We start from the raw sequence: 23486 nt of genomic DNA, 5'->3' as shown, positions 1-23486 counted from the left end.
CCCCGTTAAAGGTTCCCGCACGTCAACACGCATGCCTTAAACAAAATACCAGGTAAACGGCGCGCCCGTTAATCCGGCGCGCCGCGTTTCTAGTCCCGGAACTCTGCCGCCGTTTCCTCCACCGCTTTGCGCAGGTCAGAAACCTGCGGACCGCGGGAAAGGATGGCTCGGGACACGTTAGCGAAGCCCCGCTCCGGGGCCGCCTGCGTCAGGTGGCGAACATCCGCCGCCGTCGCGCCTTGGGCGCCCACGCCCGGCAGCAGCACGGGACCGCGCAATTGGTCTAATACCGGCGGAGTATCCAGCGTGGCGCCCACGACCACGCCCACGGGGCCGACAGCCCCCTCGGCGTTCGCGCCGCAGGCCAGGTTGCGCTGACCGCACTCGTCTACCACGCGCTGCGCCACGCTGCGGCCCTCCACCGTCAGGGACTGCAGCCCCACGGCCTCTGGGTTGGAGGTCGCCGCGAGGACGAAGACCCCGCGGCCGGTCTCGGCCGCCACATCGAAGACCGGGCCGAGCGCGCCCACGCCCAGGTAGGGCGAGACGGTCACGGCGTCGGCGCGCAATGGGGAGGTCTCCCCCAGCCAGGCATCGGCGTAGCCGGCCATGGTGGAGCCGATATCGCCGCGCTTGGCATCGGCCAGGCTCAGGCAGCCCGCGTCGCGGAGCCCTGCCAGGGCGTCCTCTAGCACGGCGAAGCCCGCCGAGCCGAAGCGCTCGAAGAAGGCCACCTGCGGCTTCACCATCGCGGCCGTGTCGGCAAAAGCCTCCACGCAGGTCATGGTGAAGCTGCGCAGGCCAGCAGCGTCGACAGTCAGGCCCCAGGCCTCGAGCAGGTGCGGGTGCGGGTCAATGCCCACGCACAACCGCCCGCGCTCGCGCCCGGCGGCGACGGCGCGCTCGCCGAAGTTAGTTGACTGCGTCATGATCCAGCTCCTGTAGCTCGCGTACCTTGAGGTCACCCATGCGCAGCGCCTCGATGCCCTGCACCGCAGCGGTAACACCCTGGACGGTGGTTACCAGCGGCACACCCACGGACACGGCGGCGGCACGAATGTCGTAGCCGTCGTGGCGCGCGCCGGCGGAACCGGCCGGGGTGTTGAGGATCAGGTCCACCTTGCCGCCCAGGATGGCGTCGACGATGGACTCCTGGCCCTCCTTAGCCTCGGAAACCTTGACGGCCACCTCGCACTCTACACCGTTGCGGCGCAGCATCTGCGCGGTACCCGCCGTGGCGACGATGGTGTAGCCCATGTAGGCAAGGCGCTGAATCGGGAAGATCAGCGTGCGCTTATCGCGGTTGGCCACGGAAACGAAGACCGTGCCCTCCGTCGGCAGATCGCCGAAGGCCGCCATCTCGCCCTTGGCGTAGGCCGCACCGAAGTTGTCTGCCAAGCCCATGACCTCGCCGGTGGACTTCATCTCCGGAGACAGCAGCGTATCGAGCAGCTGGCCGTCCGGACGGCGGAAGCGGTTGAACGGCAGCACGGCCTCCTTGACCGCAATCGGGTGCTCAATGGGCAGGGAGCCGCCGTCGTAGGTGGACGGGATAATGCCCTCATCCTTTAGCTGTGCGATGGAGGCGCCGAGCATGACACGCGCAGCGGCCTTGGCCATCGGCACGCCGGTGGCCTTGGACACGAACGGCACCGTACGGGACGCGCGCGGGTTGGCCTCGATGACGTAGAGGGTGTCGTCCTTGAGCGCGTACTGAACGTTCATCAGGCCCTTGACGCCAATGCCGTGCGCTAGGCGACGCGTCGACTCCCGCACCTTCTCAATGTCCTCCGGGCCGAGCGTCATCGGCGGCAGCGCACAGGAGGAGTCGCCGGAGTGGATACCGGCTTCCTCGATGTGCTCCATCACGCCACCGAGGTAGACCTCTTCACCATCGCACAGCGCGTCGACGTCGATCTCGATGGCGTTGTCGAGGAAGCGGTCCACCAGCACCGGGTGGTCCGAGGTGATCTCGGTGGCGCGCTCGATGTAGTCGCGCAGGGAGGCCTCGTCGTAGACGATCTCCATGCCGCGGCCGCCCAGCACGTAGGACGGGCGGACCAGCACCGGGTAGCCAATGCCGGCGGCGACCTCACGGGCTTCGTCGAAGGAGGTAGCGGTGCCGAAGTCCGGCGCCGGCAGCTCCGCGTTAGCCAGGACCTTACCGAACTCGCCGCGGTCCTCGGCCAAGTCGATGGCGGCAGCCGAGGTACCCACGACCGGGACACCCGCGGCGGTAAGCCGCTCCGCCAAGCCCAGCGGGGTCTGGCCGCCGAGCTGGACGATCACACCGGCGACCTCGCCGGACTGCGCCTCCGCGTGGTAGACCTCCATGACGTCCTCGAAGGTCAGCGGCTCGAAGTAGAGACGGTCCGCGGTGTCGTAGTCCGTGGACACGGTCTCCGGGTTGCAGTTGACCATGACGGTCTCGTAGCCCTCGCGGGAGAGCTCCAGGGCGGCGTGGACGCAGGAGTAGTCAAACTCGATGCCCTGACCAATGCGGTTCGGGCCGGAGCCGAGGATGATGACCTTGCCCTTCTTGCCCTCGGCCATCGGGCCGACTTCGGACTCCGCATCTGGGTCCAGTTCGTAGGCGCTGTAGTGGTACGGGGTCTGGGCCTCGAACTCGCCGGCGCAGGTATCCACGGTCTTGTACACCGGACGGATGCCCAGGGACCAGCGCAGGGAGCGCACGCCATCCTCGCCGGCGAACTCCGGGCGCAAGGCGGCAATCTGGGCGTCGGACAGGCCGAAGACCTTGGCACGGCGCAGCAGCTCAGCATCCAGCACCGGTGCCGCGACAAGCTCTGCGCGGAACTCTACGAGGGCCTCGAGCTCAGCCAGGAACCACGGATCCAGCTTGGAGTGCTCGTGCAGCTGCTCCACGGTCGCGCCCAGGCGCAGAGCCAGCTCGATGTCGTACATGCGGCCCTCGGTCGGGCGCTCCAGGTCCTTGAGCACGGCATCCAGATCGGTGGCGCGCTCGCCGGCGAAGAACTCGTCCGGCTGCGTCCAGAACCCGGCGGGCTTGGTCTCCAGGGAGCGCATGACCTTGTTGAGGCCGGAGATGTAGTTGCGGCCGATACCCATGGCCTCGCCCACGGACTTCATGGTGGTGGTCAGGGTGTCATCGGCACCCGGGAACTTCTCAAAGGCAAAGCGCGGGGCCTTGACAATGACGTAGTCCAGCGTCGGCTCGAAGGCGGCCGGGGTCACACCGGTGATGTCGTTGCGGACCTCATCCAGGGTGTAGCCGATGGCCAGCTTGGCAGCCAGCTTCGCAATCGGGAAGCCGGTGGCTTTGGACGCCAGCGCGGAAGAGCGGGACACACGCGGGTTCATCTCGATGGTGATGATGCGGCCGTCCTCCGGGTTGACGGCGAACTGGATGTTGCAGCCGCCGGTATCCACACCGACCTCGCGGATGATGGCGATGCCCTGGTCGCGCATCTTCTGGTACTCGCGGTCCGTCAGGGTCAGTGCCGGGGCCACGGTGACGGAGTCACCGGTGTGGACGCCGAGCGCGTCGACATTCTCGATGGAGGCGATGACCACGACGTTGTCGTCGCCGTCACGCATGAGCTCGAGCTCGAACTCTTTCCAGCCCAGGATGGACTCCTCGATGAGCACGTTGGCCTCCGGGGAGGCGGCCAGGCCGCCGCCGGCAATGCGATCGAGGTCCTCCTCGTTAAAAGCCAGGCCGGAGCCAAGGCCGCCCATGGTGAACGACGGGCGGACCACAACGGGCAGGCCGAGCTCAGCTACGGCCTCGTGGACCTCGTCCATGGTGTGGCACACGCGGGAGCGAGCGGACTCGCCGCCGATGGAGGCCACGATGTCCTTGAACTTCTGGCGGTCCTCGCCGCGCTCGATGGCGTCGATGTCGGCACCGATGAGCTCGATATCGTACTTCTTCAGGATCCCCAGGCGGTCCAGCTGCACCGCGGCGTTCAGCGCGGTCTGGCCGCCTAGCGTTGCCAGCACGGCGTCGATGGGGTGTCCCTCTTCCTGCTCCTTGCGGAAGATCTTCTCAATGAACCCCGGCTCGATGGGCTCCACGTAGGTGTGGTCCGCGAACTCCGGGTCAGTCATGATAGTGGCCGGGTTGGAGTTGACCAGCGTGACGCGCAGGCCCTCCTCCTTGAGCACGCGGCACGCCTGGGTACCGGAGTAGTCGAACTCACAGGCCTGGCCGATAACGATCGGGCCGGAGCCGATAACCAGGACGTGATTGATGTCGTTGCGCTTTGGCATAAGTTTCTTCTTCCTTTTCCTGGTTGCGTTCTACTTGTTCGGAGACTTCTCAGCCATGAGCTCGATGAACTGGTCAAAGAGCGGGTTGGCGTCGTGCGGGCCGGCGGCAGACTCCGGGTGGTACTGCACGGAGTAGGCCATGCCGTCCTTGAGGGCCACGCCCTCGATGGTGTTGTCGTTGAGGCAGGTGTGCGACACCACGGCCGGGCCGAAGTCGGTGTCGAATTCTTCCCCGGCCGGGTTCTTCTTACCGGACGGGCTGGCCAGGGCGAAGCCGTGGTTCTGCGAGGTGATGTCGATCTTGCCAGTGAGCTGGTTGCGCACGGGCACGTTGATGCCACGGTGGCCAAACTTCAGCTTGTAGGTGTCCATGCCCAAGGCGCGGCCGAGAATCTGGTTGCCAAAGCAGATGCCGAAGAACGGGTACTTCGCTGCCAGGATGTCGCGCACGACCTGGACCATGGTGTCCGCCGTTGCCGGGTCGCCCGGACCGTTGGAGACGAACACGCCGTCCGGGTTGTACTGCTTGATCTCCTCGAACGGGGTGTTGGCCGGCACCACGACGGTCTCGATGCCGCGCTTGGAGAAGTTACCCGGGGTGGCGGTCTTGACACCCATGTCGTAGGCCACGACGGTGTAGCGCTTCTCCCCTTCCGCCGGAACGGTGTAGGCCTGAGTGGTGGATACTTCCTCGGAGAGGTCCAGGCCCGCCATGGACTCCTGCGCGTTGACCTTCTCAAGCAGCTTCTCGACGTCTTCCTCGGCGTCCGCGCCAGAGAACAGACCAGCCTTGATGGAGCCATGGTTGCGCAGGTGGCGCACCAGGGTGCGGGTGTCGATGCCGCTGATGCCGATGATGCCCTGCTTTTCCATCTCCTCCGGCAGGGAACGGGCGGCGCGCCAGTTGGACACGCGGCGCGACAGGTCACGGATGACCAGGCCGGCTACCCAGATCTGATTGCCGTGGGACTCGTTGTCCTCGTCATTCCAGCCGGTATTGCCGATCTGCGGTGCGGCGGTAACGACAATCTGCTTGTGGTAGGACGGGTCCGTCATCGTCTCCTGGTAGCCGGTCATGCCGGTGGTAAAGACGGCTTCACCCAGCGTGGTGCCGGTAGCACCGAAGCCCTGTCCGCGGAAGGTGCGGCCGTCTGCCAGCACCAGGATGGCGGGGACGCTCTGCGCGGAGGGGGTGGACGTCTGTGGAGTGTGTGAGGTCACAGTGTGAGGCCTTTCGTTGAAAAGAATGTGGCTACAAAATGGTCGCTGGCGTGGGATAACGTTGTTCAGGGAGCTACTGCGAGGCTGCCGAGTCGGCTGCTAGGTCGAAGGTCACGCGGCCGCGCAGGATCGTGTGGGTGACGCGCGCTCCGAACTCTTCGCCCTCGTAAGGGTTGTTGGCGGACTTGGAGGCCAGGTCCGTCGAATCGGACACCCAGGGGTGCTCCGGGTCCACGATAGTCAGGTTCGCCGGCTCGCCCTCCGCGATGGGGCGGCCGTGGCCCGGCAGGCGGGTGATTTCCGCGGGGCGCTCCGACATCACGCGGGCGACAAAGCGCCAGTCCGCCAGGCCGGTGGCGACGAAGAGCTTCGCCACGACTGCCAAGGAGGACTCCAGGCCCAGCATGCCGGGCTTAGCGTTCTCGAATTCCACGCACTTGTCTTCGCTGCCGTGCGGTGCGTGGTCGGTGGCGACGACGTCAATGAGACCGTCGAGAAGCGCCTGGCGCAGCGCCGCGGTATCGGACTCCTCGCGCAGCGGCGGATTGACGCGGAAGACGCCGTCGTAGGACACCAGCTTGTCATCGGTCATGAGCAGGTGATGCGGGGTGACCTCCGCGGTAAGCGGAATGTCCTGTTCCTTGGCCCACTTCAGCAGCTCTACCGTGCCCTTGGTGGAGGCGTGGCAGATGTGCATGCGGTTGCCGTAGTCGCGCGCCAGGAGGGCGTCGCGGGCGACGATGGACTCCTCCGCCACGCGCGGCCAGCCACGCAGGCCCAGGCGGGCCGCTACCTCGCCCTCGTTGGCGCAGGCACCCTCGGTCATGCGGTGGTCCTCGGCGTGCTGCGCCAGCAGGACATCGAGGCCCTTGGCGTATTCCAGGGCGCGGCGCATGAGCTGCGGGTCCTGGACGCACTTGCCGTCATCGGAGAACATGCGCACCTTCGCGTCCGAGCGCGCCATCATGCCGAACTCCGTCAGCGTCTTGCCCTCCAGGCCCTTGGTGATGGAGCCCACCGGGTGGACGTCGCACAGGCCGAGCTTCTGGGCCTTCGCCCACTCGGACTCAGCGATGATCGGCTGGTCGGTGACCGGCGTGGTGTTCGCCATGGTGAACACTGCAGTGAACCCGCCCTTGGCCGCGGCGCGGGAACCGGTCTCGATCGTCTCGGTATCCTCGCGGCCCGGCTCGCGCAGGTGCACGTGCATATCCACCAGGCCCGGCAGGAGGACGTGGCCGGCGGCGTCGATAGTGCGGTCCGCCGCGGTGGCCTCAGCGCCCGCGCCAATCGACGCAATGACGCCGTCCTTGATGAGGACGTTGGTGGGCTCGCCCTCGCCGTAGGGACGCACGTTGGTAATGAGCAGAGTGCCCTGCTCCGGTGCGTGCAGGGCGCCGGTGTCTGGATAGGTAGTCATAGTGGGGTGATCTCCTCTTCTAGATTCTGGCGTTCTCGCCGTTGGTCAGCAGCGTGAACAGTGTGGCCATGCGCACGTGGACGCCGTTATGGACCTGCTGCAGGACGGCCGTGTTGTCGTAGTCCGCCACGGCGTAGTTGATTTCCATGCCGCGGACCATGGGGCCTGGGTGCATAACGATGGCGTCCTTCTGCATCGCCGCCGCGCGGTCCTTGGACAGGCCATAAAGGGAGGCGTATTCGCGGTGTGAGGGGAAGAAACCGCCGTGCATGCGCTCTGCTTGCACGCGCAGCATCATGACGACGTCGGCGGTGGCCACCTCCGCGTCAAAGTCGTGGGAGACGCGCACCGGCCAGTTCTCCACGCCGAAGGGCAGCAGGGTCGGCGGCGCCACCAAGGTGACCTCGGCGCCCAGGGTGGTCAGCAGGTCCACGTTGGAGCGCACCACACGCGAGTGCAGGCAGTCACCCACGATGGCGACGTGCAGGCCCTCGAAGCCGGTGCCGGCGGCAGAGCGTGCAGAACCGGCGGCCTGGGAAGGCAGTCCGAGGCGCTGGCGCATCGTGACGGCGTCGAGCAGCGCCTGCGTCGGGTGCTGGTGTGCACCATCGCCAGCGTTGATGACGCTCGGCCCGTCACCGTTCGGTGCCACCCAGCCGGCCAGCTGCTGCGCGGCACCGGAGGACGGGTGGCGGATGATGATGGCGTCCGCGCCGACTGCCGTGAGGGTCAAGCCGGTGTCCTTGAGGGACTCGCCCTTCTTCACCGAGCTTGTCGACGCCGACAGGTTGATCACGTCCGCCGACATCCACTTACCCGCGGTCTCGAAGGAAGAGCGCGTACGGGTGGAGTTTTCGTAGAAGAGGGTAAAGACGGTGCGCCCGCGCAAGGTCGGCAGCTTCTTGACCTCGCGGCCGTCAAGCGCTTCGCGGAAGCGGTCCGCCTCATCCATGAGCGCCAGGATCTCCTCCGCGCTCAGATCAGCAATGCCAATGAGGTGCTTCATTTATGCATTCTCCTTGCCTGCACCGGCGGACTCGGCCGCCGTGGAGCGGGTGAGCACCACGGCGTCGCGGCCATCGATCTCGGCGTTGTAGACGGTGACGTCCTCATCGCGCGCGGTGGGAATGTTCTTGCCCACGTAGTCTGCGCGGATGGGGACTTGGCGGTGGCCGCGGTCCACGAGGACTGCGAGCTGGATGATATCGGGCCGGCCAATATCGGACAGCGCGTCGAGAGCGGCGCGGATGGTACGGCCGGAATAGAGGACGTCATCGACCACGATGACGGTCGCGCCGTTGATTCCCCCAGACGGCACGGTGGTGGGTTGCAGCGCGCGGTGCGGGCGGGCGTAGAGATCATCACGGTACAATGTGATGTCCAGCGAGCCCCAGGGAACCTCCACCCCAGAGAATTCCGCGATCTTGCGCGCGAGGCGCTGCGCCAGGGGCACGCCACCAGACGGAATGCCGAGGAACACGACTCGAGGCGCTTCGCTCGAATCAAGCGCCGTTTTTTCAATGATCTGGTGCGCGATGCGTGCGACAGTACGCGCGACGTCGTCCGAGCTCAGCAGCTCGTTAGACTCCGCGTGGGTGCCGGTTTCACTCATCGTGACCTCCTTCCCCGCCTCACGGTGCGGTCTTTAAAGGATGTCTGACAATGGTTTCGGACAAAAATATTTCGGTTGTGGGTGACTGTCTATGCTTGAAAGTCAGCCACGACCATAGCACTTGTGCTGCCCCTCCGGCTAGCGCTACTGCGTCCCCCAGAGAGGCACAGAGAAGCACCGGCGCATGGCGGCACGAACCGTTTCCACAACTAGTCGAGGCAGGTGTTCTTCTTGAGTTTCACGTTTCAACACGTAGTCCCCGCCCCACGCGACGAGGTCTGGGAGTGGCACACCCGGCCCGGGGCGCTGAATCGGCTCAACGCCCCGTTTGGCCCCATGACGCCCATCGCGCAGGCAGATTCGCTGGCTGACGGAATCTCCATCCTCGGACTTCCCGGCGGCCTGAAGTGGGTGGCGCGCCACGATCTCACCCACTTTCAGCCGCAGCGCTCCTTCGCCGACGTGTGCGTCCACGCACCCCTGCGCACGCTGTCTAAGTGGCGCCACGAGCACCGCTTTGCGGACCATCCGGAAGGCACGCTGATCACCGACGACGTGGATACGCGTGTGCCTACCGCGGCAGTGAAGAGGATGTTTGCCTACCGGCAGCACCAGCTCATTGAGGACTTTCGCTTCACAAAGCGCCTCGGCGCTCTCAACGCCCGGCCGCTCACCATTGCGCTGACCGGCTCCCACGGCACTATCGGCCAAGCGGTCTCCGCGCAGCTGCGCACGCTGGGTCACACGGTCATCCCGTTGGTGCGCGCCACCCCAGGTGCGGGCGAGCGCCTGTGGCGCCCCACCCTGCCGGCCAGGGACCTCTTAGAGGGCGTCGACGTGCTGATTCACCTCGCTGGTGAGCCCATTTTCGGGCGTTTTAATGACTCCCATAAGCAGGCGATCCGGGATTCGCGCGTGGGTCCTACCCGGCTTTTGGCTCAGCGTGCCGCCGAGACCGACTCCGTACGCGCCATGGTCTGCGCCTCCGCCATCGGCTTCTACGGTGCGGACCGCGGTGAGGAGGAGCTTACGGAAGCATCTGACCGCGGCGAGGGGTTCCTCGCAGACGTCGTCGAGGCCTGGGAGCAGGCCTGCGAGCCGGCGCGCGCGGCCGGCACCCGCGTGGTGTCGCTGCGCACGGGCATCGTCCAATCCGGCAACGCCGGCGTACTTCCACTGCTGCGCGCGCTGTTTAACACGGGGCTTGGCGGCCCGTTCGGCACCGGGTCCATGTGGTACAGCTGGGTGACCCAAGACGATCTGGCAGACATGTACGTGCGCGCAGCCCTCGATCCGGCGTGGGAAGGCCCCATCAACGCGGTCTCCCCCACTCCGGTGCGCAACCGGGAGTTTGTCGATGCGTTGGGGTCGCTGCTGCATCGCCCGGCCCTGGTCCCCGTGCCCGACCTCGGCCCAGCACTGCTGCTGGGCAAGGAAGGTGCCCGTGAGCTGGCGCTAGCCAACCAAAAGGTGCTGCCTGCGAAGCTGCAAAGCCTAGGCCACGTGTTCCGCTACACCGAGATAGACAAGGCGCTAGCCCACGAACTAGGTGGCGAATCCCTCTGCGCTCTCCCCTCGCTCTGATCCGTGTCCGGCCGCTCCGGTACTGTCGGGACGGTACACACACGAAAGAGAAGTATTTAGACGAAGTGAGTGAGAATTAACAGTGACTGAAGAACAACCCACCGAGCGCACGCTGCTGCCGGATACCCCCATTGAAGAGGTGACCCTGGAGCGCATCGCAGAGATCTTCGACTCGGAGAAGCTGGAGTACCGCATTGAGGAACAGCAGGTCAAGGACGACAAGACCGTCACCCTCCTGCGCACCGGTTTCTCCAACGCTGCGATTGCCTTTCAGCTGATCGATAACCGCCTGATCGTCGATTCGGTCTGGCGCGGCTCCGTGCCCTCGAGCGAGGCCCCGGCACTGCTCATGCACATCAACGCCTGGAATCAGGACCACTTCACGCCGACGTTCCGTTTCTTCGAGGCCCCGGACAACGCCTTGGCGGTCTCCGGCGCGCGTGAGCTCGACGTCACCCACGGCGCCTCCCGCAACCAGGTGGGCGCCTTCGTCATGTCCACGCTCGATGCCATCTTGCAGTCCTTCGCGTGGATTGAACAGCAGTACCCGCAGCTCGTGACCTGGGAGGAGCACAACCATGACTAATCCATTTGCTGATCAGAACGCCGACCCGCACGCTCTGCCGGACGTGACCTTGGACCGCATCATCGCGGGCATGAAGACCTTCGATATCGAGTTGGAGCGCGTCGCTGGCCGCGACGATGCCGCTACGGCAAACCTCAACGGCCTGCCCTGCATGTTCGCGGTGCTGGACACCGTGGCCATCGTGCGCTGTGACGTGCCGACGGACGTGGAGTACGCCAAGGCCGATGCCGGCCTCTTCCTGGCCGCCAACCAGATCAACTCCGTGTCCATGGGCGCCCGCGCCGTCATCGCTGACTTCGACGGCACGCTGTTGGTGCGTACCGAAGCCGATATTCCGTGCGCGGCCGGCATGAACGACGAGCAGCTGGCTAATGCCCTGAAGCGCTCGGTCGACGGCGTCATTGATGCCCAGAACGCCATGGTCGCCGCCGCCGAAGAGATGGCGAAGCTGGGCTCCGAGTCCGCTGCTGAGGCAGGCGCTGATAGCGCCGAGAGCACCGCTAACACCGAGGGTGCACAGTAGTGGCGGACCTACACGCCATCGAACCCGTCACTATTGAGCGGCTGGCGCAGCTGTGCGAGCTGATTGACGCTGACTACGCCATCATCGAAGCGCCGTTGCCCGACGACGCGGATGTTGCGGTACAAGGTACAGATGGCGAAGCAGCACGAGCACACCGCGTGCTGCAGACCGGTGTGCCACACATCGCCGTGCACTGCGACGTGGATGAGGAAGGCGAAACGCTCAGTGCTTTTGCCACGTGGGAAGGAACTCTTCCCGCCTCCGCGGAAAAGGAGGTCGCCGCCGCCGTGGCAGAGATCAACTGGGCCAGCGTGGCCCCGACACTGAGCTACCTGGCGGACGATAGCTCCGCCGAGGCCGGCGGCTCGCGCGATGCCGCCGCTAGCGAGATTCAGCTGTGTGCCAACCGGGCAATGGCGGTGGGCGAAGGCCTCTCCCTGGCCCAGTTGGGTCAGTTCCTGCTGAGCTCACTGGCGAGCTTTGCCGAGGTCTTCGACGTGGTGGCGCAGCGTTTTCCGCAGGCTGTGACATGGAACGATGACGGCGACGTTGAAGGAGAGAGCTAAACATGAGTGTTGATCCGTACGACATCATTGCTGGGTCCCAGTTGCCGGCGGTCACCCGTGACCGCGTGCTCACGCTCCTCAACGGCGCGGAGCTCGACATGGCAGCCACCGCGCATCCGGAGGACGAGTCCGCGGCAGTAGCCCGCCTCAACGATCTGGATTGGGTCGTCACCGTAGACGACGGCCTGGTCCGCATAGAATGCGTGCTCCCCACGGAGCTCGACGCGGAGATCGCGTCCCTCTTCCACGTGCTGTGCAACGAGTTCAACACGGGCGCTTTTGACGGCCGCGCGCTCGTCGGCGTGGTAGCGGGCGAGGTGGAGCTGCGTGGTGACGCCTGCTTTGTCACCGCGGCGGGTCTGAGCGACGATCAGCTTTTCCACGCCCTGAACCTCGCCATCATCGCGGCCCAGAACGCGCTGCTCTCGGTGCTCGACACCTTCAACGCCACCGCCCGCGAGCTGGCGGACAAGGACGGCGAGTAGACTGCGCGGCGCCGGCGTGTAGTCGGCGCCTCATCAGCGACTAGTCAGCATCTAGTCAGCGTCTTCGATGCGCTGGCGCTCGGCTTCGGGGTCGAAGTCGGGGGCGGGCCACTCCAGGTCAAGGTGGCGCAATACGTCGACCATGAGGAACTTCAGCGCCATGCGGGCGTACTTCTTATTGTCCGTGGGGATGACGTACCACGGCGCGTAGTTCTCGTCCGTGCGCTGGATGGCGTCCTGATACGCCGCCATGTAGTCATCCCAGTACGCACGCTCCTCCACATCGGAGGGATCGTACTTCCAGTACTTGTCCGCTCGCTCGGTGCGCTCGAGCAGGTTTTCCTTCTGGGCTTCCTTGGATAGGTGCAGGAAGACCTTGATCACCTTGACGCCGCGCGCGGTGAGCTCCAGCTCGTAGTCACGAATAGCCTCGATGCGGCGATCTACTTCTTCTTCGTCGACCCACTCGTGCACCCGCTGGATGAGCACATCCTCGTAGTGTGAGCGGTCGAAGGCCACGATTTGTCCGGGCTGCGGATCGTGCTTGCGGATGCGCCACAAAAAGTCGTGTGCGAGCTCTTCCTCCGTGGGCTTTCCAAACCCCACAGTGGTGGTGCCCTGCGGGTCAAACGTGCTCAGTACGTGCCGGATGGCACCGCCCTTGCCGGAGGTGTCCATGCCCTGCAGGACAATGAGCACGGCAGGCGCGTCCTCGCCGTAGCTGCGCCCGTTGGCAAAGAGCCGCTCCTGCAGCTCGTACAACTCGTCGTCGTACTTGCTAAAACGTGCGTCTAGTTCGTCCTTGTCCCCGTCGAAGCCGGGAGTGGATGCGGGATCCACGGAGTCGATCTGGAAGTTCTTTCCTGCACGCAGGGTGAGTGCGTCTTCGATCTTAAATTTCGCCATGGGCCTACCCTACCCATCACGCCGGACCCGCGACGGTCGTTTCTTTTACGCCGCGAGGCTCGTGAGGCCGCGGATGAGGGCGCTGACGGCGCCGAGGCTGGCCACGGACAGCGAGAGCTTTCGCGCTTTCTCCCTGGGCACCCGGCTGGCAATGCGCGTTCCCACCTGAATGCCGATGAACATGCCGAGGATGCCGCAGGGCCACACCAGCCAGTGCAGGCCCGCAAAGCCACCCGCACCAAGAAAGTACTTCGTCAGCACGGAGAAGAGTCCACCGATGAAAAAGCACGGCTGGAGCGTGGCGGCCAACATGGACTGCGGCCAGCGCGCGGCCTGCGCGTAGACGGTGATGACTGGCCCCGCCACTCCGGCCAGGGTGTTGGTGAAGCCGCCGAGGATACCCGCGGAGATGGCCGGCCCAGTGCCATGGAGCTCAGGAACGAAGCGGCGTCCGAAGCTCACCACCCCCAAAGCCACGAGCAGCGCACCGCCCACGAGGACCAGCAGCATGGCGGTATCAATGCGGGCAATGAGCAGGGCTGCCGGGATGGAGCCTAAAACCATAAACGGGCCAATCCGCAGCCACTGGGACCACTTGACGTGCTCCCGCATGGAATACGTGGTCAGCGCGGCGTTGATACAGGCCAACACGTTGATGACCATGATGCCTTCCACCGGGCCCAGCAACAGCGTCAAAATAGGTCCGCCGATGAGCCCTAGGCCCATTCCGGAGACGCGCTGCAGGCACGAACCGACGGTGACGGTTGCCAGGATGATCAGCGGGATAAGAAGTACGCCCACCTCGTTGTCACTCCCGCTGCCTAGTCGCGGTAGCGGTCCATGACGGCCTGGGCCACGGGTTCTGGGAACATGCCCGTGACGTCGCCCCCGAACTTGGCTACCTGCTTGCACAAGGAAGAAGAGATGTAGCCGTACTTTTCGTCCGTGAGCAAAAAGACAGTATCGATCCCGGACAGGCGGCGGTTCATCTGCGCCATGGGCAGCTCATACTCGTAGTCCAGGGAGGAGCGCAGGCCCTTGACAATCGTGTCCGCATTGTGGGCGCTGGTGTAGTCCACCAACAGGCCACTCCACCAATCCACCTCGATGTCCGCGGACACAGTCTGCCGGATAAGGTCTACTCGCTCCTCCACCGTGAACAGGCCGGAGGGCTTATCCGGGTTGGCGGTGACCAGCACCGTGACCTTGTCAAAAAGCTCAGCGGCACGGGTAAAGACGTCCACGTGGCCCAGCGTGATGGGGTCAAAGGATCCGGGGCATACGGCGTGGGTGGGCATGGTGCTAGTCCTCCTCAGCGGACGGTCGGTGGTAGATAGCCATGTCGAAGCGGGCGATCCCGAAGGTACGCTTCTTCAGCTTCTGGCCGGTGGGTTCAAAACCTTCGGGCCACTGTGTGGCGGGCGAGTCCACGTGGCGTTCGATCACCACAATGGCCGCATCCTCCAGCACTGGCTCGATGGCAGCTACTAGTTCGTCCACGTCCTCAAAGGCGTAGGGCGGGTCCGCGAGCACCATGTCGAAGTAGCCGCGCGGCGCGGTGGCCAAGTACGAAGAAGCCTTCATCTCCCGGACCTCTACGCCTGGGTGCTTGACCACGCCAATGTTGTGGCGGATCACCTTCACCGCTGCAGGGCTATGTTCCACCAGCACGACCTCCTCGGCGCCACGGCTGGCTGCTTCCAGCCCCAATGCCCCGGAGCCCGCAAACAGGTCAAGCACCCGGGAGTCGTTAAAGCCCCAGCGGACATCGAGGGAGGAGAACAGGCCCTCGCGGGCGCGATCGGAGGTGGGCCGCGTCCCGGACTCTGGCACCTTGATGGTGCGTCCGCGCGCGTCCCCGGCGATGATTCTGGTCATGGCCTCTACCCTATAACACCCCCTGCGCCGAGCCTTTGCTGCGCAAGCTACCCGCGCCCCGCAGGGCGCAGGGACCGGCTAATTCTTCTCCAGGAATCCCTGCTCATCGGCGGTAAGGTTGTGCGTGAGCTCTTCCGCTAGCGCAGGGTTTCGCTCCACCAGCGCGGCGGCATCGCCATGGGTGCGCTCCACAATCTCGCGGTCGTGGCTGAGATCCAACAGCTTGAGCGTGCGCTTCGTTCCGGACTGCAGCGTGCCTAGGATGTCGCCCTCGTGGCGCTGCTGCAGGTCCAGCTCCGCCAGGTCGAAGCCGGAGGGCGTGTCCGCGATGGCGGCGATGCGCCGGTAGGACTTCGTGTTCTGCTCAGCCAGGGTATGCAACAGGCACACCGAGGCGTTGCCGCCTCGTCCCACGCGGCCGCGCAGCTGGTGGAGCTGGGACACGCCGAAGTTCTCCGACTCGCGGATGAGCATAACGGTGGCGTTGGGCACGTCCACGCCCACCTCGACCACCGTGGTGGCGACCAGCACATCGATCTCGCCCCGGGCGAAGGCGGCCATGACCTCGTCCTTGTCCGGCATCTTGCCGTGCAGCATCTCCACGCTCAGCCCCCGGAAGGGCAGATTGCGCAGCTGCACGGAGAGCTGTTCCACCCCGCCGTCGCCCTCGATGCGGGGGCAGACCACGTAAGCTTGGTGGCCCTTGTCCACTTCCTCCCGGATGCGTTCGATGGCGCGGCTGACCCACTCCGGCTTCCACTCCGGTACCACGGCGGAGAGGATCGGCTTGCGCCCGCCCGGCAGCTCCTTAAGCGTGGAGACCGCGAGGTCTCCGAACACCGTCATGGCGATGGTGCGCGGGATCGGGGTGGCGGTCATGACGAGCAGGTGCGGGCTGGTTCCCTCCCGGGTCTTGGTGCGCAAACTATCGCGCTGCTCCACTCCGAAACGGTGCTGCTCGTCCACGACAACCAGGCCGAGGTCGAAAAATTCGACGGTGTCCTGGATGAGTGCGTGGGTGCCGATGACAATGTCGGCCTCGCCGGAGACGATCTGCAGCAACGCCTGGCGCTTCTCCGCGGTCTTCATCGAACCGGTCAGGACGGTCACGGTCACCCCTTCGGGGACGCTGGCGCTTATCGACGCCCCATGCTGCGCCGCCAGCACCTCCGTCGGCGCCAGCAACGCGGCCTGCTTGCCGGCGTCGACCGCCTGCAGCATGGCGCAGGTAGCCACCAGCGTCTTGCCGGAACCGACCTCGCCCTGCAGAAGGCGCATCATGGGCACGATGCCGGAGAGGTCGGTGTCGATCTCGCCAATGACGCGGCGCTGGCCGTCGGTAAGCGCAAAGGGCAGATCGGTGAGCAGCTCGTCGCGGTAGCCATCGATGATGGCGGGCATAGCTGTGGCCGTGCGCCCCTTGACGTCGCGTTGGCGCAGCGCCATAACCAGTCCGATCGACAGCGCCTCGTTGTACTTCAAGCGCTGGATGGCCCGCTCCGGCCCGCGGTCCCCCGGCTCGTGAATCTCCCGCACCGCCTGGTCCAGCGTGACCATCATGCGGTAGTCCAACGGCTCCGGAATAGGCGGGGTGTTCTCTAGGACCTTGTGGATGGCACCCATGATGTACCAAGACGTGACCTTGCCGCTGGCCGGGTACACCGGAATCCACTCGCGCTGGAGGAAGGTCTCCAAGGAACCGAACTGCGACAGTCTTTTCAGCGAGCCGGTTGCCTGCCCGGCGTTGGTGGGTAACTGCGAGTTCTGGTAGCGGCCAGGATCGAGGATGAGGAAATCCGGGTGCTGGAGGCTGGGTTGGCCGCGGAAGTACTTCAGCTTGCCAGACAGCATGACGCGCATGCCGCGGCCCAGCGCGCGCTGGACGTAGTACGCGTTAAAGAAGGAGGCCTGAATGCCGCTTTCCATGTAGAGGGTAAACACCATGGCCTTGGACGTGTGGCGGACGCGTACCTGGTCAATAAGGCCGGTGATGGTGACGTAATCCCCCTCCTCCGCGCCGGCCAGGCCGACGTCCTTGTTGTGGCGGATGTAGTCCCGCGGATAGTGGCTCAGCAGCTCACCGCACGTGGTGTAGCCGAAGGCCTTCTTGAGCGCGGTGGCGTCCTTCTTCGGCAGCACCTCTGTCAGCGCGCGCTCGTCTTGCCAGCCCAGCACGCTCTACTCCACCCCGATCTCAGTGCGCAGGCCAGGCACGCGTAGCACCGCCACGTCCACGCCCAGGCGCGCGGCTAAGTCCTCTTCGCCGAGATCCAGGCCGGTGAGCACCGTAACCTGCTCGCCGCCCTGGGCTAGCAGCGTGGCGCACGCGGTCTCGACAGCATCCGCCTTCTCCGCCGCGGGGTGTATCACGCGCATGGAGGTAGCCGCATCCCCCATCGCCGCAACGACCTCCGCGGTGTCCGGGTTGCCGGGCTCGTAGACGGACATCGCCGCCAGCCCCGCCACCAGGGAGTGGGTAGGGATGATGGCGGCCGCGCCGGCCTCGCCGCCGAACCCATTGGGCAGGAAAAGGTCGCGGTCACTCTCGCCGTGCACGCTCGCGCCGGGTTTGACCACGTCCGCCCCGACCTTGGCAAAGAGCTCCCCTGCCGCGCCCTCCGGTGCCACCGCAAAGATGCGCCGTCGATCCGAACCGTGCGGATCCGCCGCGGCGTGGTCGGCGCCGCCGGCCGGAAGGGCTTCGAGGCGCAGGCCGCTGACACTGCCGAGGGAGAAGGCCTTCTCGATGACGGCCCCGGCATTCGCGCTATGGATGTGCACGCTGCCGGAGTCTTCCGTGGACCGCGCGATGACCAGGCTATTTCCCATGGGTTTCAGGGCCTCTTCGAGCGTCCCCAGCTCGCCGTCGTAGAAGAAGACAACCTCGATCTCCGCCGCTGCCGAAGCGCTGTCCGTTTCCTCCTCCTGTGCAACGGCACTACGCTTTGGGCCGCCCGCGCTCAGCGGCAGCTCTGCTGGTTGCTCACCGGTAAGCTGCGCCAGCAGGCATTCGAGGAGGATGACCAAGCCCGCACCGCCGGCGTCAACCACCCCGGCCTCCCGCAGGGCGGGAAGCTGCGACGGGGTATTCTTCAGCGCCACACGGGCGGCCTCCAGCGCGCGAACGGCTATGCCGTAGAGCTCGGCGTGCGGCTCTAGAGAGGCTTCCTTAGACGCCTCGGCTGCAGCGCGGAGAATGGTAATGATGGTGCCCTCCACCGGCGTGGCGAGGGCCCGGTCCACCAAATCCACGGCGAGGCCCAGCGCGGCAGCGAGCACGTGGCCGTCGATTCGGGACTGCGTGGTCGCATCCGCCACGCCCCGCAACACCTGGGAGAGCACCATGCCGGAGTTGCCCCGGGCGCCCCGTACCGAACCAATAGCGAGCGCCTGAGCCACGGCGGTGGGATCGATGCACTTATCCGCCTCCTCCAGCGCGGACTCCATGGTGTGCAGCATATTGGAACCAGTGTCCGAGTCGGGCACCGGGAAGACGTTGAGCGAATTGATGTCCGCGCGGCGGCGCGTGAGTTCCTCCACGGTGCGCGCGGCCCACTGGTGCAGGCCGTGCGCATCCAACTCGGCGGGATAAGACATGCGGGCCAGTTTACAAGCGCCAGTCCACCGGCGGCACTCCGCGGGCTTCCAGTGCCGCGTTGGCTCGCGAAAACGGGTGGGAGCCGAAGAAGCCGCGCCGGGCTGACAGCGGCGAAGGGTGCGGGGAGGTAATGCACTCCACGCCCGGCAGGAAAGACTGGCAGGCCTGAGCGTCCCGGCCCCACAGAATCGCCACGATATCGCGGCCGGCCAGGGCCCGAATGGCCGCCTCGGTGATGGCTTCCCAGCCCTTGCGGCGGTGTGATCCGGCCTGCCCGGGCGCCACAGTGAGCACCCGGTTTAAAAGCAGCACGCCCTGGTTGAACCAGGCCCGCAAGTCCCCGTCCGCACGAGCAGGCAGGCCCAAGTCGTCGCCAAGCTCGGCGTAGATATTCCGCAACGAACGCGGCGCTGCCACGCCCGGCCGGGTGGAAAAGGCCAGACCCATAGCATGCCCCGGCGTGGGATAGGGGTCTTGGCCCACGATGAGCACCCGCACCTGGTCAAGGGGCAGGGAGAAGGCCGCGAAGACGTCCTCGGCCGGCGGCAGGTAGTCGGTGCCGAGCTCCTCCTGGAGCCGTGGGAGGTGCTCTTCTAAGGCCGGGCGGATGTGGGGCATCCACGAGTAATGAATTCTGGACGTATCAATGAGACTCATGCCGTTGCCTCCCATCCCTGGGTATAGCGAGCTTCTTTACCGTCGACGGTTACCCCGGTGCCGCGGCACACCTGCCCAATCTCCCGAAAACCGGAGGGCACGGCGTTGTAGGTGGTCGCGAGCAGGGTGTGATCCTCTCCGCCGGTAAGCACCCACTCCCACGGGTCGACGTCGAGCACAGCGCCGGCTGAAGCGAGCAGCGGATCGGGCCCAATCGCCGCCTGGTCAAGGTCAATGCGCACCCCCGAACGGCGGGCCATCAAGCCTAAGTCAGGAACGAGCCCGTCCGAGTTATCCGTCATGGACGTCGCCCCCGTCGCGCGCGCAATGACACCGCGCCCCGGGGTGAGGGTGGGGGCACAGTGGGCATCGATCAGCGGCCACAGGTCCTCCAGCTCAGGCGGCAGGGCGCGGCCGAAGCGCTCCAGTAGGGCCAAGCCCGCGGCCGAGTACCCAATCCCGCCGTGGGCCACTACCTTCTGCCCTGCCTTCGCCTTGTCCAAGGTGAGCGGGGCGCCGCTGCCGCCCAGGGAGCCAAGGGCCGTAACGGTGATGACAAGAGTGTCTCCGCGGGTCAGGTCACCGCCTACCAGCTCCGCGTTGTACACCGCGCAGCGCTCCGCAATGCCCTCCGCAATGCCCCGCACAAAGTCCACCGGGGTATCCCCTGGCGCCGCAATCGCCAACAAGGCCGCGGTGGGCCGCGCACCCATGGCCTCGATATCGGCGAAGTTGCGCACGATGGACTTCTGACCGATCTCGCCGGCGGTTGACCAGTCCCGACGGAAGTGCCGGCCCTCCACCATCATGTCCGTTGACGCCACTGCCCGGGAATTGGGTGCGGCCGGGTACAGCACCGCTGCGTCGTCGCCGTTGAGCGCGCTTGGTGCCGCAGCGACGATTTCATGAATGACGTGCGACTCTCCCGCTTGTTCCAGCGTGTAGGACAAACCCGCGGCCTCCCTTACATAGTTCGTGGCTGTGATTGTGGCAGTGTTACTGGGTTACTGGCTGAGCGCTGCCGACCACGCCCCCGGCGTTGTGGTCTCAGCCGGGGGCGCTACGATATGCGCCTATGGATACCCAATTTAACCGCACTGCCATCTACATCTCACTCGGGCTCGCCCTCGCGATGGTGCTGGCGGTTATTTTTGGCGCTAAGTACGTCTTTGACTCCGCCGCCCAGCAGCCAGTGGCGCTTCCGCCCACGCCCTCGAAGGAGGCGGAATCCCCGGAGTGCGCAGCGTTGGTGGGCGCACTCCCGGACAAGCTCTTAGACCACCCGCGCGCGGAGTTGGCGGACCCCGCTCCCGCCGGCGCCGCCGCCTGGGCTTCGACGTCGGAGGACAAGGTCACGCTGCGCTGCGGCGTCGATTTGCCGCAGCAGTACACCGAATATTCCCAGCCGGTGGACGTGGAGGGCGAGCAGTGGCTGCGGATAATCGATGCCACCCCCGGCTCCGATCTCACCACGTGGTACACCACGCAGCGCTCCCCCGTCGTCGCGGTGACGGCCACGGGCGAGAATGCTCCGGAGGGCCTGGGCGATGCCCTCCAGCAGCTGGAAGCCGAGGACCAGAAACCGCACGCGGCTCCCCTGTCCCAGCTCGCGTCCGGGCCCAATGACATGTGCCCAGACTTGGAAGCGGCGCTACCGGCAGAGATCGCCGACGGCTATTCCCGCCGCACCGATGCGGGCGGAAAGGACACGTGGGTCTACAGCGCCCCCGGCCGCGAAGAAATCGTGGTGCGCTGCGGCGTGGCCGCCCCGGAAAACTACCGCGCGGGCGTGCAGCTGCAGCAGGTTAACGACGTACCGTGGTTCGAGGACACCACGCTCGCGGAGGGCACGACGGCAGGCACATGGTTCGCCTTGGGCCGCGCCGACGACCTCGCGCTGTCTGCCCCGCAGGACGCCGCCAACTCCGCCTTGGTGCGGCTGAGCAACGCCCTCACGGAGGCCACTCCGGAGCAGTAGCTCGGCCGCGGGGAACTAGCCGCGTGCCAGGGCGGTCTGAATCAGCGTATCGAGCAGCTCCTCGTAGCTAACCCCCACTGCCGCGAACACCTGCGGGTACATCGAGATCGGGGTGAAGCCGGGGAAGGTATTGATCTCGTTGATGTAGTAGGCGTCCTCGGTGACAAAGAAGTCCACGCGCGACAAACCTGCAGCACCCAGCGCGCGGAAAGCCTCCACGGCGCGCTGGCGGATTTCGGCGCTGCGCCCCTCACCCAGCGGAGCGGGGATCTGTGCGGACACGCCCTCGTCGATGTATTTGGCATCGAAGTCGTAGAAGCCCTCGTCCGAGTCCGTAGTGCCCAAAAGCTGGGCGGGCACGGAGGCCTGGAGGCTACCATCCGGGTGCTCGAGGACGCCGACTTCGACCTCCGCGCCGCTGATCTCCGGCTCCACTAGCACCTTGTCATCAGATTCGTAGGCCAGCTTCACCGCCGCACCGAAGTCCTCCCAAGACGCCACCTTGGACACGCCAATGGAGGAGCCGCCGCGGGCGGGCTTGACAAACACCGGCAGCCCCAAGTGCTCCTTCTGCTCCTCATCCAGCGAGGTCTCGCCGCTCAGCACCACCTGCGGGGCGACGGGCAGTCCCTCGGCTACGAGGAGCTTTTTGGCAAACTCTTTATCCATGCCGGCGGCGGAGGCCAGTACGCCCGCACCGACATACGGGATGCCAGAGAGCTCGAAAAGGCCTTGAACGGTTCCGTCCTCACCATAAGGGCCGTGGAGGACGGGCATGATGACGTCCACCTCCGCGTAGTGCTCGTGGCGGGTGACGTTGTGGATGCGCCCGCGCGTCGACGGGTTGAGGGACAGCGCAAGTTCGTCCTGCAGCTCTACCTCAGGCAGGCGGCCGTCCACGATAGCCAGCCCCTCCCGGGTGCCCTGGGTCCAGGTGCCTTCCTGGGTGATGCCGATGGGCAGCACCTCGTACTTTGCAGGGTCAAGGTGAGCCATGATGGCGCCGGCGGAGATGCAGGACACCGAGTGCTCGGAGCTGCGGCCGCCGTACACTACGGCAACGCGCACAGGTTTCGCTTCAGTCATACCGGGCAACTTTACTCGGTATTATTCCGCTTTCTTGGTGCGACCCATCAGAGCCACAATCATCTCGTCCACGCTCACTCCGCGGTGGCACACACCGTAGACGGCCTGGGTAATCGGCATCTCCACGCCCGCGCGCTGGGCTAGGCGGTAGATGGAGTCGGAGGAGACAACGCCTTCGGCCACCTGGCCGTTGGTAGCGGCCTTGGCTTCCTCCAGCGTGCCGCCCTGGCCCAGGCGGTAGCCGAAGGTGCGGTTGCGCGACAGCGTGGAGCTGCACGTGGCCACAAGGTCACCCATGCCAGCCAGCCCGGAGAACGTAAACGGGTCCGCCCCCAACTCCACGCCCAGGCGCGTGATTTCTGCCAGGCCGCGGGTGATGATGGTGGCCATGGTGTTGTTGCCCAGCCCCTTTCCAGAGGCCATGCCGCACGCCAGCGCGATGACGTTCTTGCAGGCGCCGCCGATCTCCGCGCCGATAACGTCAGTGTTGGTGTAGGGGCGGAAGTACGGGGCGGCAGCGGCGTGCTGCACCGTCTCGGCGCGCTGGGTATCCGTGCAGGCGATCACCGTGGCGGCGGGCTGCTCTTGGGCGATCTCCTTGGCCAGGTTCGGGCCAGACAGCGCGGCGATGCGGCTGGTCTCAACACCTGCCGCGTCCGCAATGACCTCACTCATCAGCTTCAGGGAATCCTTCTCCACGCCCTTGGAGATGGACACCAGGGTGGCGTCCTCCGGCAAGAGCGGGGCCCACTTTTCCAGGTTGCCGCGCAGGGTCTGGGAGGGGACGCCAAAGATAACGATGGCGGCGTCACGAAGCGCCTGCTCCGGCTCCGTGGTGGCCACGATGGACTCCGGAAGGGGCAGATCCGGCAGGTAGTCCGGGTTCTCGTGGCGGGTGTTGATGGCCTCCGCCAACTCGGCGCGGCGAGCCCACAGCCGCACCTCGTTACCGGCGTCTGCGAAGACCTTCGCCAGCGTGGTTCCCCAGGAACCCGCACCCATAACCGCAACCTTGAGCATGCCGAGCCTGCCTCTCTGTGATGAGTTTTGTGGTGAGTTGAAGTTTTCACCATTAAAGCACGCTCGGCGCGTAAGGCTGCATCTTTTCGGGGAGTGGAGGAAAATGGGGCAG

22 protein-coding genes are annotated in these 23486 nt (G+C 65.7%); 6 read left to right on the top strand and 16 right to left on the bottom strand.

What is annotated here, in order from left to right; translation table 11 throughout:
- Positions 1-89 precede the first annotated feature (89 nt).
- From pyrF to pyrR, 6 genes are all read right to left on the bottom strand, one after another.
- Positions 90-929: an orotidine-5'-phosphate decarboxylase gene (gene pyrF, locus ACLI1P_RS06250; protein WP_296131807.1), complete on the bottom strand. Its 840-nt coding sequence runs from the start codon at positions 927-929 to the stop codon at positions 90-92.
- Positions 913-4254, bottom strand: a complete 3342-nt coding sequence (gene carB / locus ACLI1P_RS06245) for a carbamoyl-phosphate synthase large subunit (RefSeq protein WP_306506875.1) — start codon at positions 4252-4254, stop codon at positions 913-915. The genes pyrF and carB overlap by 17 nt, the downstream gene beginning before the upstream one ends.
- Positions 4255-4284: 30 nt before the next feature.
- Positions 4285-5475 carry a glutamine-hydrolyzing carbamoyl-phosphate synthase small subunit gene (gene carA / locus ACLI1P_RS06240; RefSeq protein WP_296133791.1) on the bottom strand — a complete coding sequence of 397 codons (1191 nt, stop codon included), beginning with the start codon at positions 5473-5475 and terminating at the stop codon, positions 4285-4287.
- A 73-nt stretch (positions 5476-5548) separates the two neighbouring features.
- Positions 5549-6895 (bottom strand): dihydroorotase, encoded by a 1347-nt coding sequence (locus tag ACLI1P_RS06235; RefSeq protein ID WP_296133793.1) that lies wholly within the window; start codon positions 6893-6895, stop codon positions 5549-5551.
- Between the two features lie 19 nt (positions 6896-6914).
- Positions 6915-7901: an aspartate carbamoyltransferase catalytic subunit gene (locus ACLI1P_RS06230; protein ID WP_296133795.1), complete on the bottom strand. Its 987-nt coding sequence runs from the start codon at positions 7899-7901 to the stop codon at positions 6915-6917.
- A complete protein-coding gene (gene pyrR, locus ACLI1P_RS06225; RefSeq protein ID WP_296133797.1) occupies positions 7902-8507 on the bottom strand; it encodes a bifunctional pyr operon transcriptional regulator/uracil phosphoribosyltransferase PyrR in 606 nt (201 codons plus the stop codon).
- Between the two features lie 231 nt (positions 8508-8738).
- On the opposite strand from pyrR, the gene ACLI1P_RS06220 reads away from it, so the two are divergent.
- The 5 genes from ACLI1P_RS06220 to ACLI1P_RS06200 all read left to right on the top strand — a co-directional run bounded on the left by ACLI1P_RS06220 (position 8739) and on the right by ACLI1P_RS06200 (position 12251).
- On the top strand, positions 8739-10091 hold the full coding sequence (locus ACLI1P_RS06220; protein WP_296133799.1) for a TIGR01777 family oxidoreductase: 1353 nt from the start codon (positions 8739-8741) through the stop codon (positions 10089-10091).
- A gap of 82 nt (positions 10092-10173) precedes the next feature.
- Positions 10174-10677 (top strand): YbjN domain-containing protein, encoded by a 504-nt coding sequence (locus tag ACLI1P_RS06215; RefSeq protein WP_296133800.1) that lies wholly within the window; start codon positions 10174-10176, stop codon positions 10675-10677.
- Positions 10670-11200, top strand: coding sequence for a YbjN domain-containing protein (locus ACLI1P_RS06210; RefSeq protein ID WP_296133802.1), 531 nt, complete (start codon positions 10670-10672; stop codon positions 11198-11200). Before ACLI1P_RS06215 ends, ACLI1P_RS06210 begins: the two co-directional genes overlap by 8 nt.
- The gene (locus ACLI1P_RS06205; RefSeq protein WP_408930478.1) at positions 11200-11766 is read left to right on the top strand and encodes a hypothetical protein; all 567 of its coding nucleotides are present in this window, start codon (positions 11200-11202) and stop codon (positions 11764-11766) included. Before ACLI1P_RS06210 ends, ACLI1P_RS06205 begins: the two co-directional genes overlap by 1 nt.
- A gap of 2 nt (positions 11767-11768) precedes the next feature.
- Positions 11769-12251, top strand: a complete 483-nt coding sequence (locus ACLI1P_RS06200; protein WP_296133805.1) for a hypothetical protein — start codon at positions 11769-11771, stop codon at positions 12249-12251.
- Positions 12252-12302: 51 nt separating this feature from the next.
- Here the strand turns inward: ACLI1P_RS06200 and ACLI1P_RS06195 are convergent, their stop codons facing one another.
- The 8 genes from ACLI1P_RS06195 to ACLI1P_RS06160 all read right to left on the bottom strand — a co-directional run bounded on the left by ACLI1P_RS06195 (position 12303) and on the right by ACLI1P_RS06160 (position 20240).
- Positions 12303-13157 (bottom strand): PPK2 family polyphosphate kinase, encoded by an 855-nt coding sequence (locus ACLI1P_RS06195; RefSeq protein ID WP_411709668.1) that lies wholly within the window; start codon positions 13155-13157, stop codon positions 12303-12305.
- A gap of 45 nt (positions 13158-13202) precedes the next feature.
- Positions 13203-13958: a sulfite exporter TauE/SafE family protein gene (locus ACLI1P_RS06190; RefSeq protein WP_296133809.1), complete on the bottom strand. Its 756-nt coding sequence runs from the start codon at positions 13956-13958 to the stop codon at positions 13203-13205.
- Between the two features lie 20 nt (positions 13959-13978).
- A complete protein-coding gene (gene coaD, locus ACLI1P_RS06185; protein WP_296133811.1) occupies positions 13979-14455 on the bottom strand; it encodes a pantetheine-phosphate adenylyltransferase in 477 nt (158 codons plus the stop codon).
- A 4-nt stretch (positions 14456-14459) separates the two neighbouring features.
- Positions 14460-15035, bottom strand: coding sequence for a 16S rRNA (guanine(966)-N(2))-methyltransferase RsmD (gene rsmD / locus ACLI1P_RS06180; RefSeq protein ID WP_296133813.1), 576 nt, complete (start codon positions 15033-15035; stop codon positions 14460-14462).
- Positions 15036-15113: 78 nt separating this feature from the next.
- Positions 15114-17210, bottom strand: a complete 2097-nt coding sequence (locus ACLI1P_RS06175; protein ID WP_411709667.1) for an ATP-dependent DNA helicase RecG — start codon at positions 17208-17210, stop codon at positions 15114-15116.
- Positions 17211-17213: 3 nt separating this feature from the next.
- Positions 17214-18632: a DAK2 domain-containing protein gene (locus ACLI1P_RS06170; protein ID WP_411709666.1), complete on the bottom strand. Its 1419-nt coding sequence runs from the start codon at positions 18630-18632 to the stop codon at positions 17214-17216.
- 10 nt (positions 18633-18642) lie between these two features.
- On the bottom strand, positions 18643-19290 hold the full coding sequence (locus ACLI1P_RS06165) for a uracil-DNA glycosylase (RefSeq protein WP_411709665.1): 648 nt from the start codon (positions 19288-19290) through the stop codon (positions 18643-18645).
- Complete coding sequence (locus tag ACLI1P_RS06160) at positions 19287-20240, bottom strand: thiamine-phosphate kinase (protein WP_296133820.1); 954 nt, start codon at positions 20238-20240, stop codon at positions 19287-19289. Before ACLI1P_RS06160 ends, ACLI1P_RS06165 begins: the two co-directional genes overlap by 4 nt.
- Positions 20241-20365: 125 nt before the next feature.
- Here ACLI1P_RS06160 and ACLI1P_RS06155 point away from each other — a divergent pair, with 125 nt between their 5' ends.
- Positions 20366-21268, top strand: coding sequence for a DUF3515 domain-containing protein (locus ACLI1P_RS06155; protein ID WP_296133822.1), 903 nt, complete (start codon positions 20366-20368; stop codon positions 21266-21268).
- 15 nt (positions 21269-21283) lie between these two features.
- Here ACLI1P_RS06155 and ACLI1P_RS06150 read toward each other — a convergent pair whose 3' ends face one another.
- Entirely contained in the window at positions 21284-22354 is a 1071-nt protein-coding gene (locus ACLI1P_RS06150; RefSeq protein WP_296133823.1) for a D-alanine--D-alanine ligase family protein, read from the bottom strand.
- Between the two features lie 21 nt (positions 22355-22375).
- On the bottom strand, positions 22376-23374 hold the full coding sequence (locus tag ACLI1P_RS06145) for an NAD(P)H-dependent glycerol-3-phosphate dehydrogenase (RefSeq protein WP_296133826.1): 999 nt from the start codon (positions 23372-23374) through the stop codon (positions 22376-22378).
- Positions 23375-23486 lie beyond the last annotated feature (112 nt).

It is taken from the genome of Corynebacterium tardum (assembly GCF_046717785.1).
Taxonomy (GTDB): Bacteria; Actinomycetota; Actinomycetes; order Mycobacteriales; family Mycobacteriaceae; genus Corynebacterium.
The sequence above is the reverse complement of the archived record's forward strand: the minus strand, read 5'-3'. Positions and strand labels throughout refer to the sequence as shown.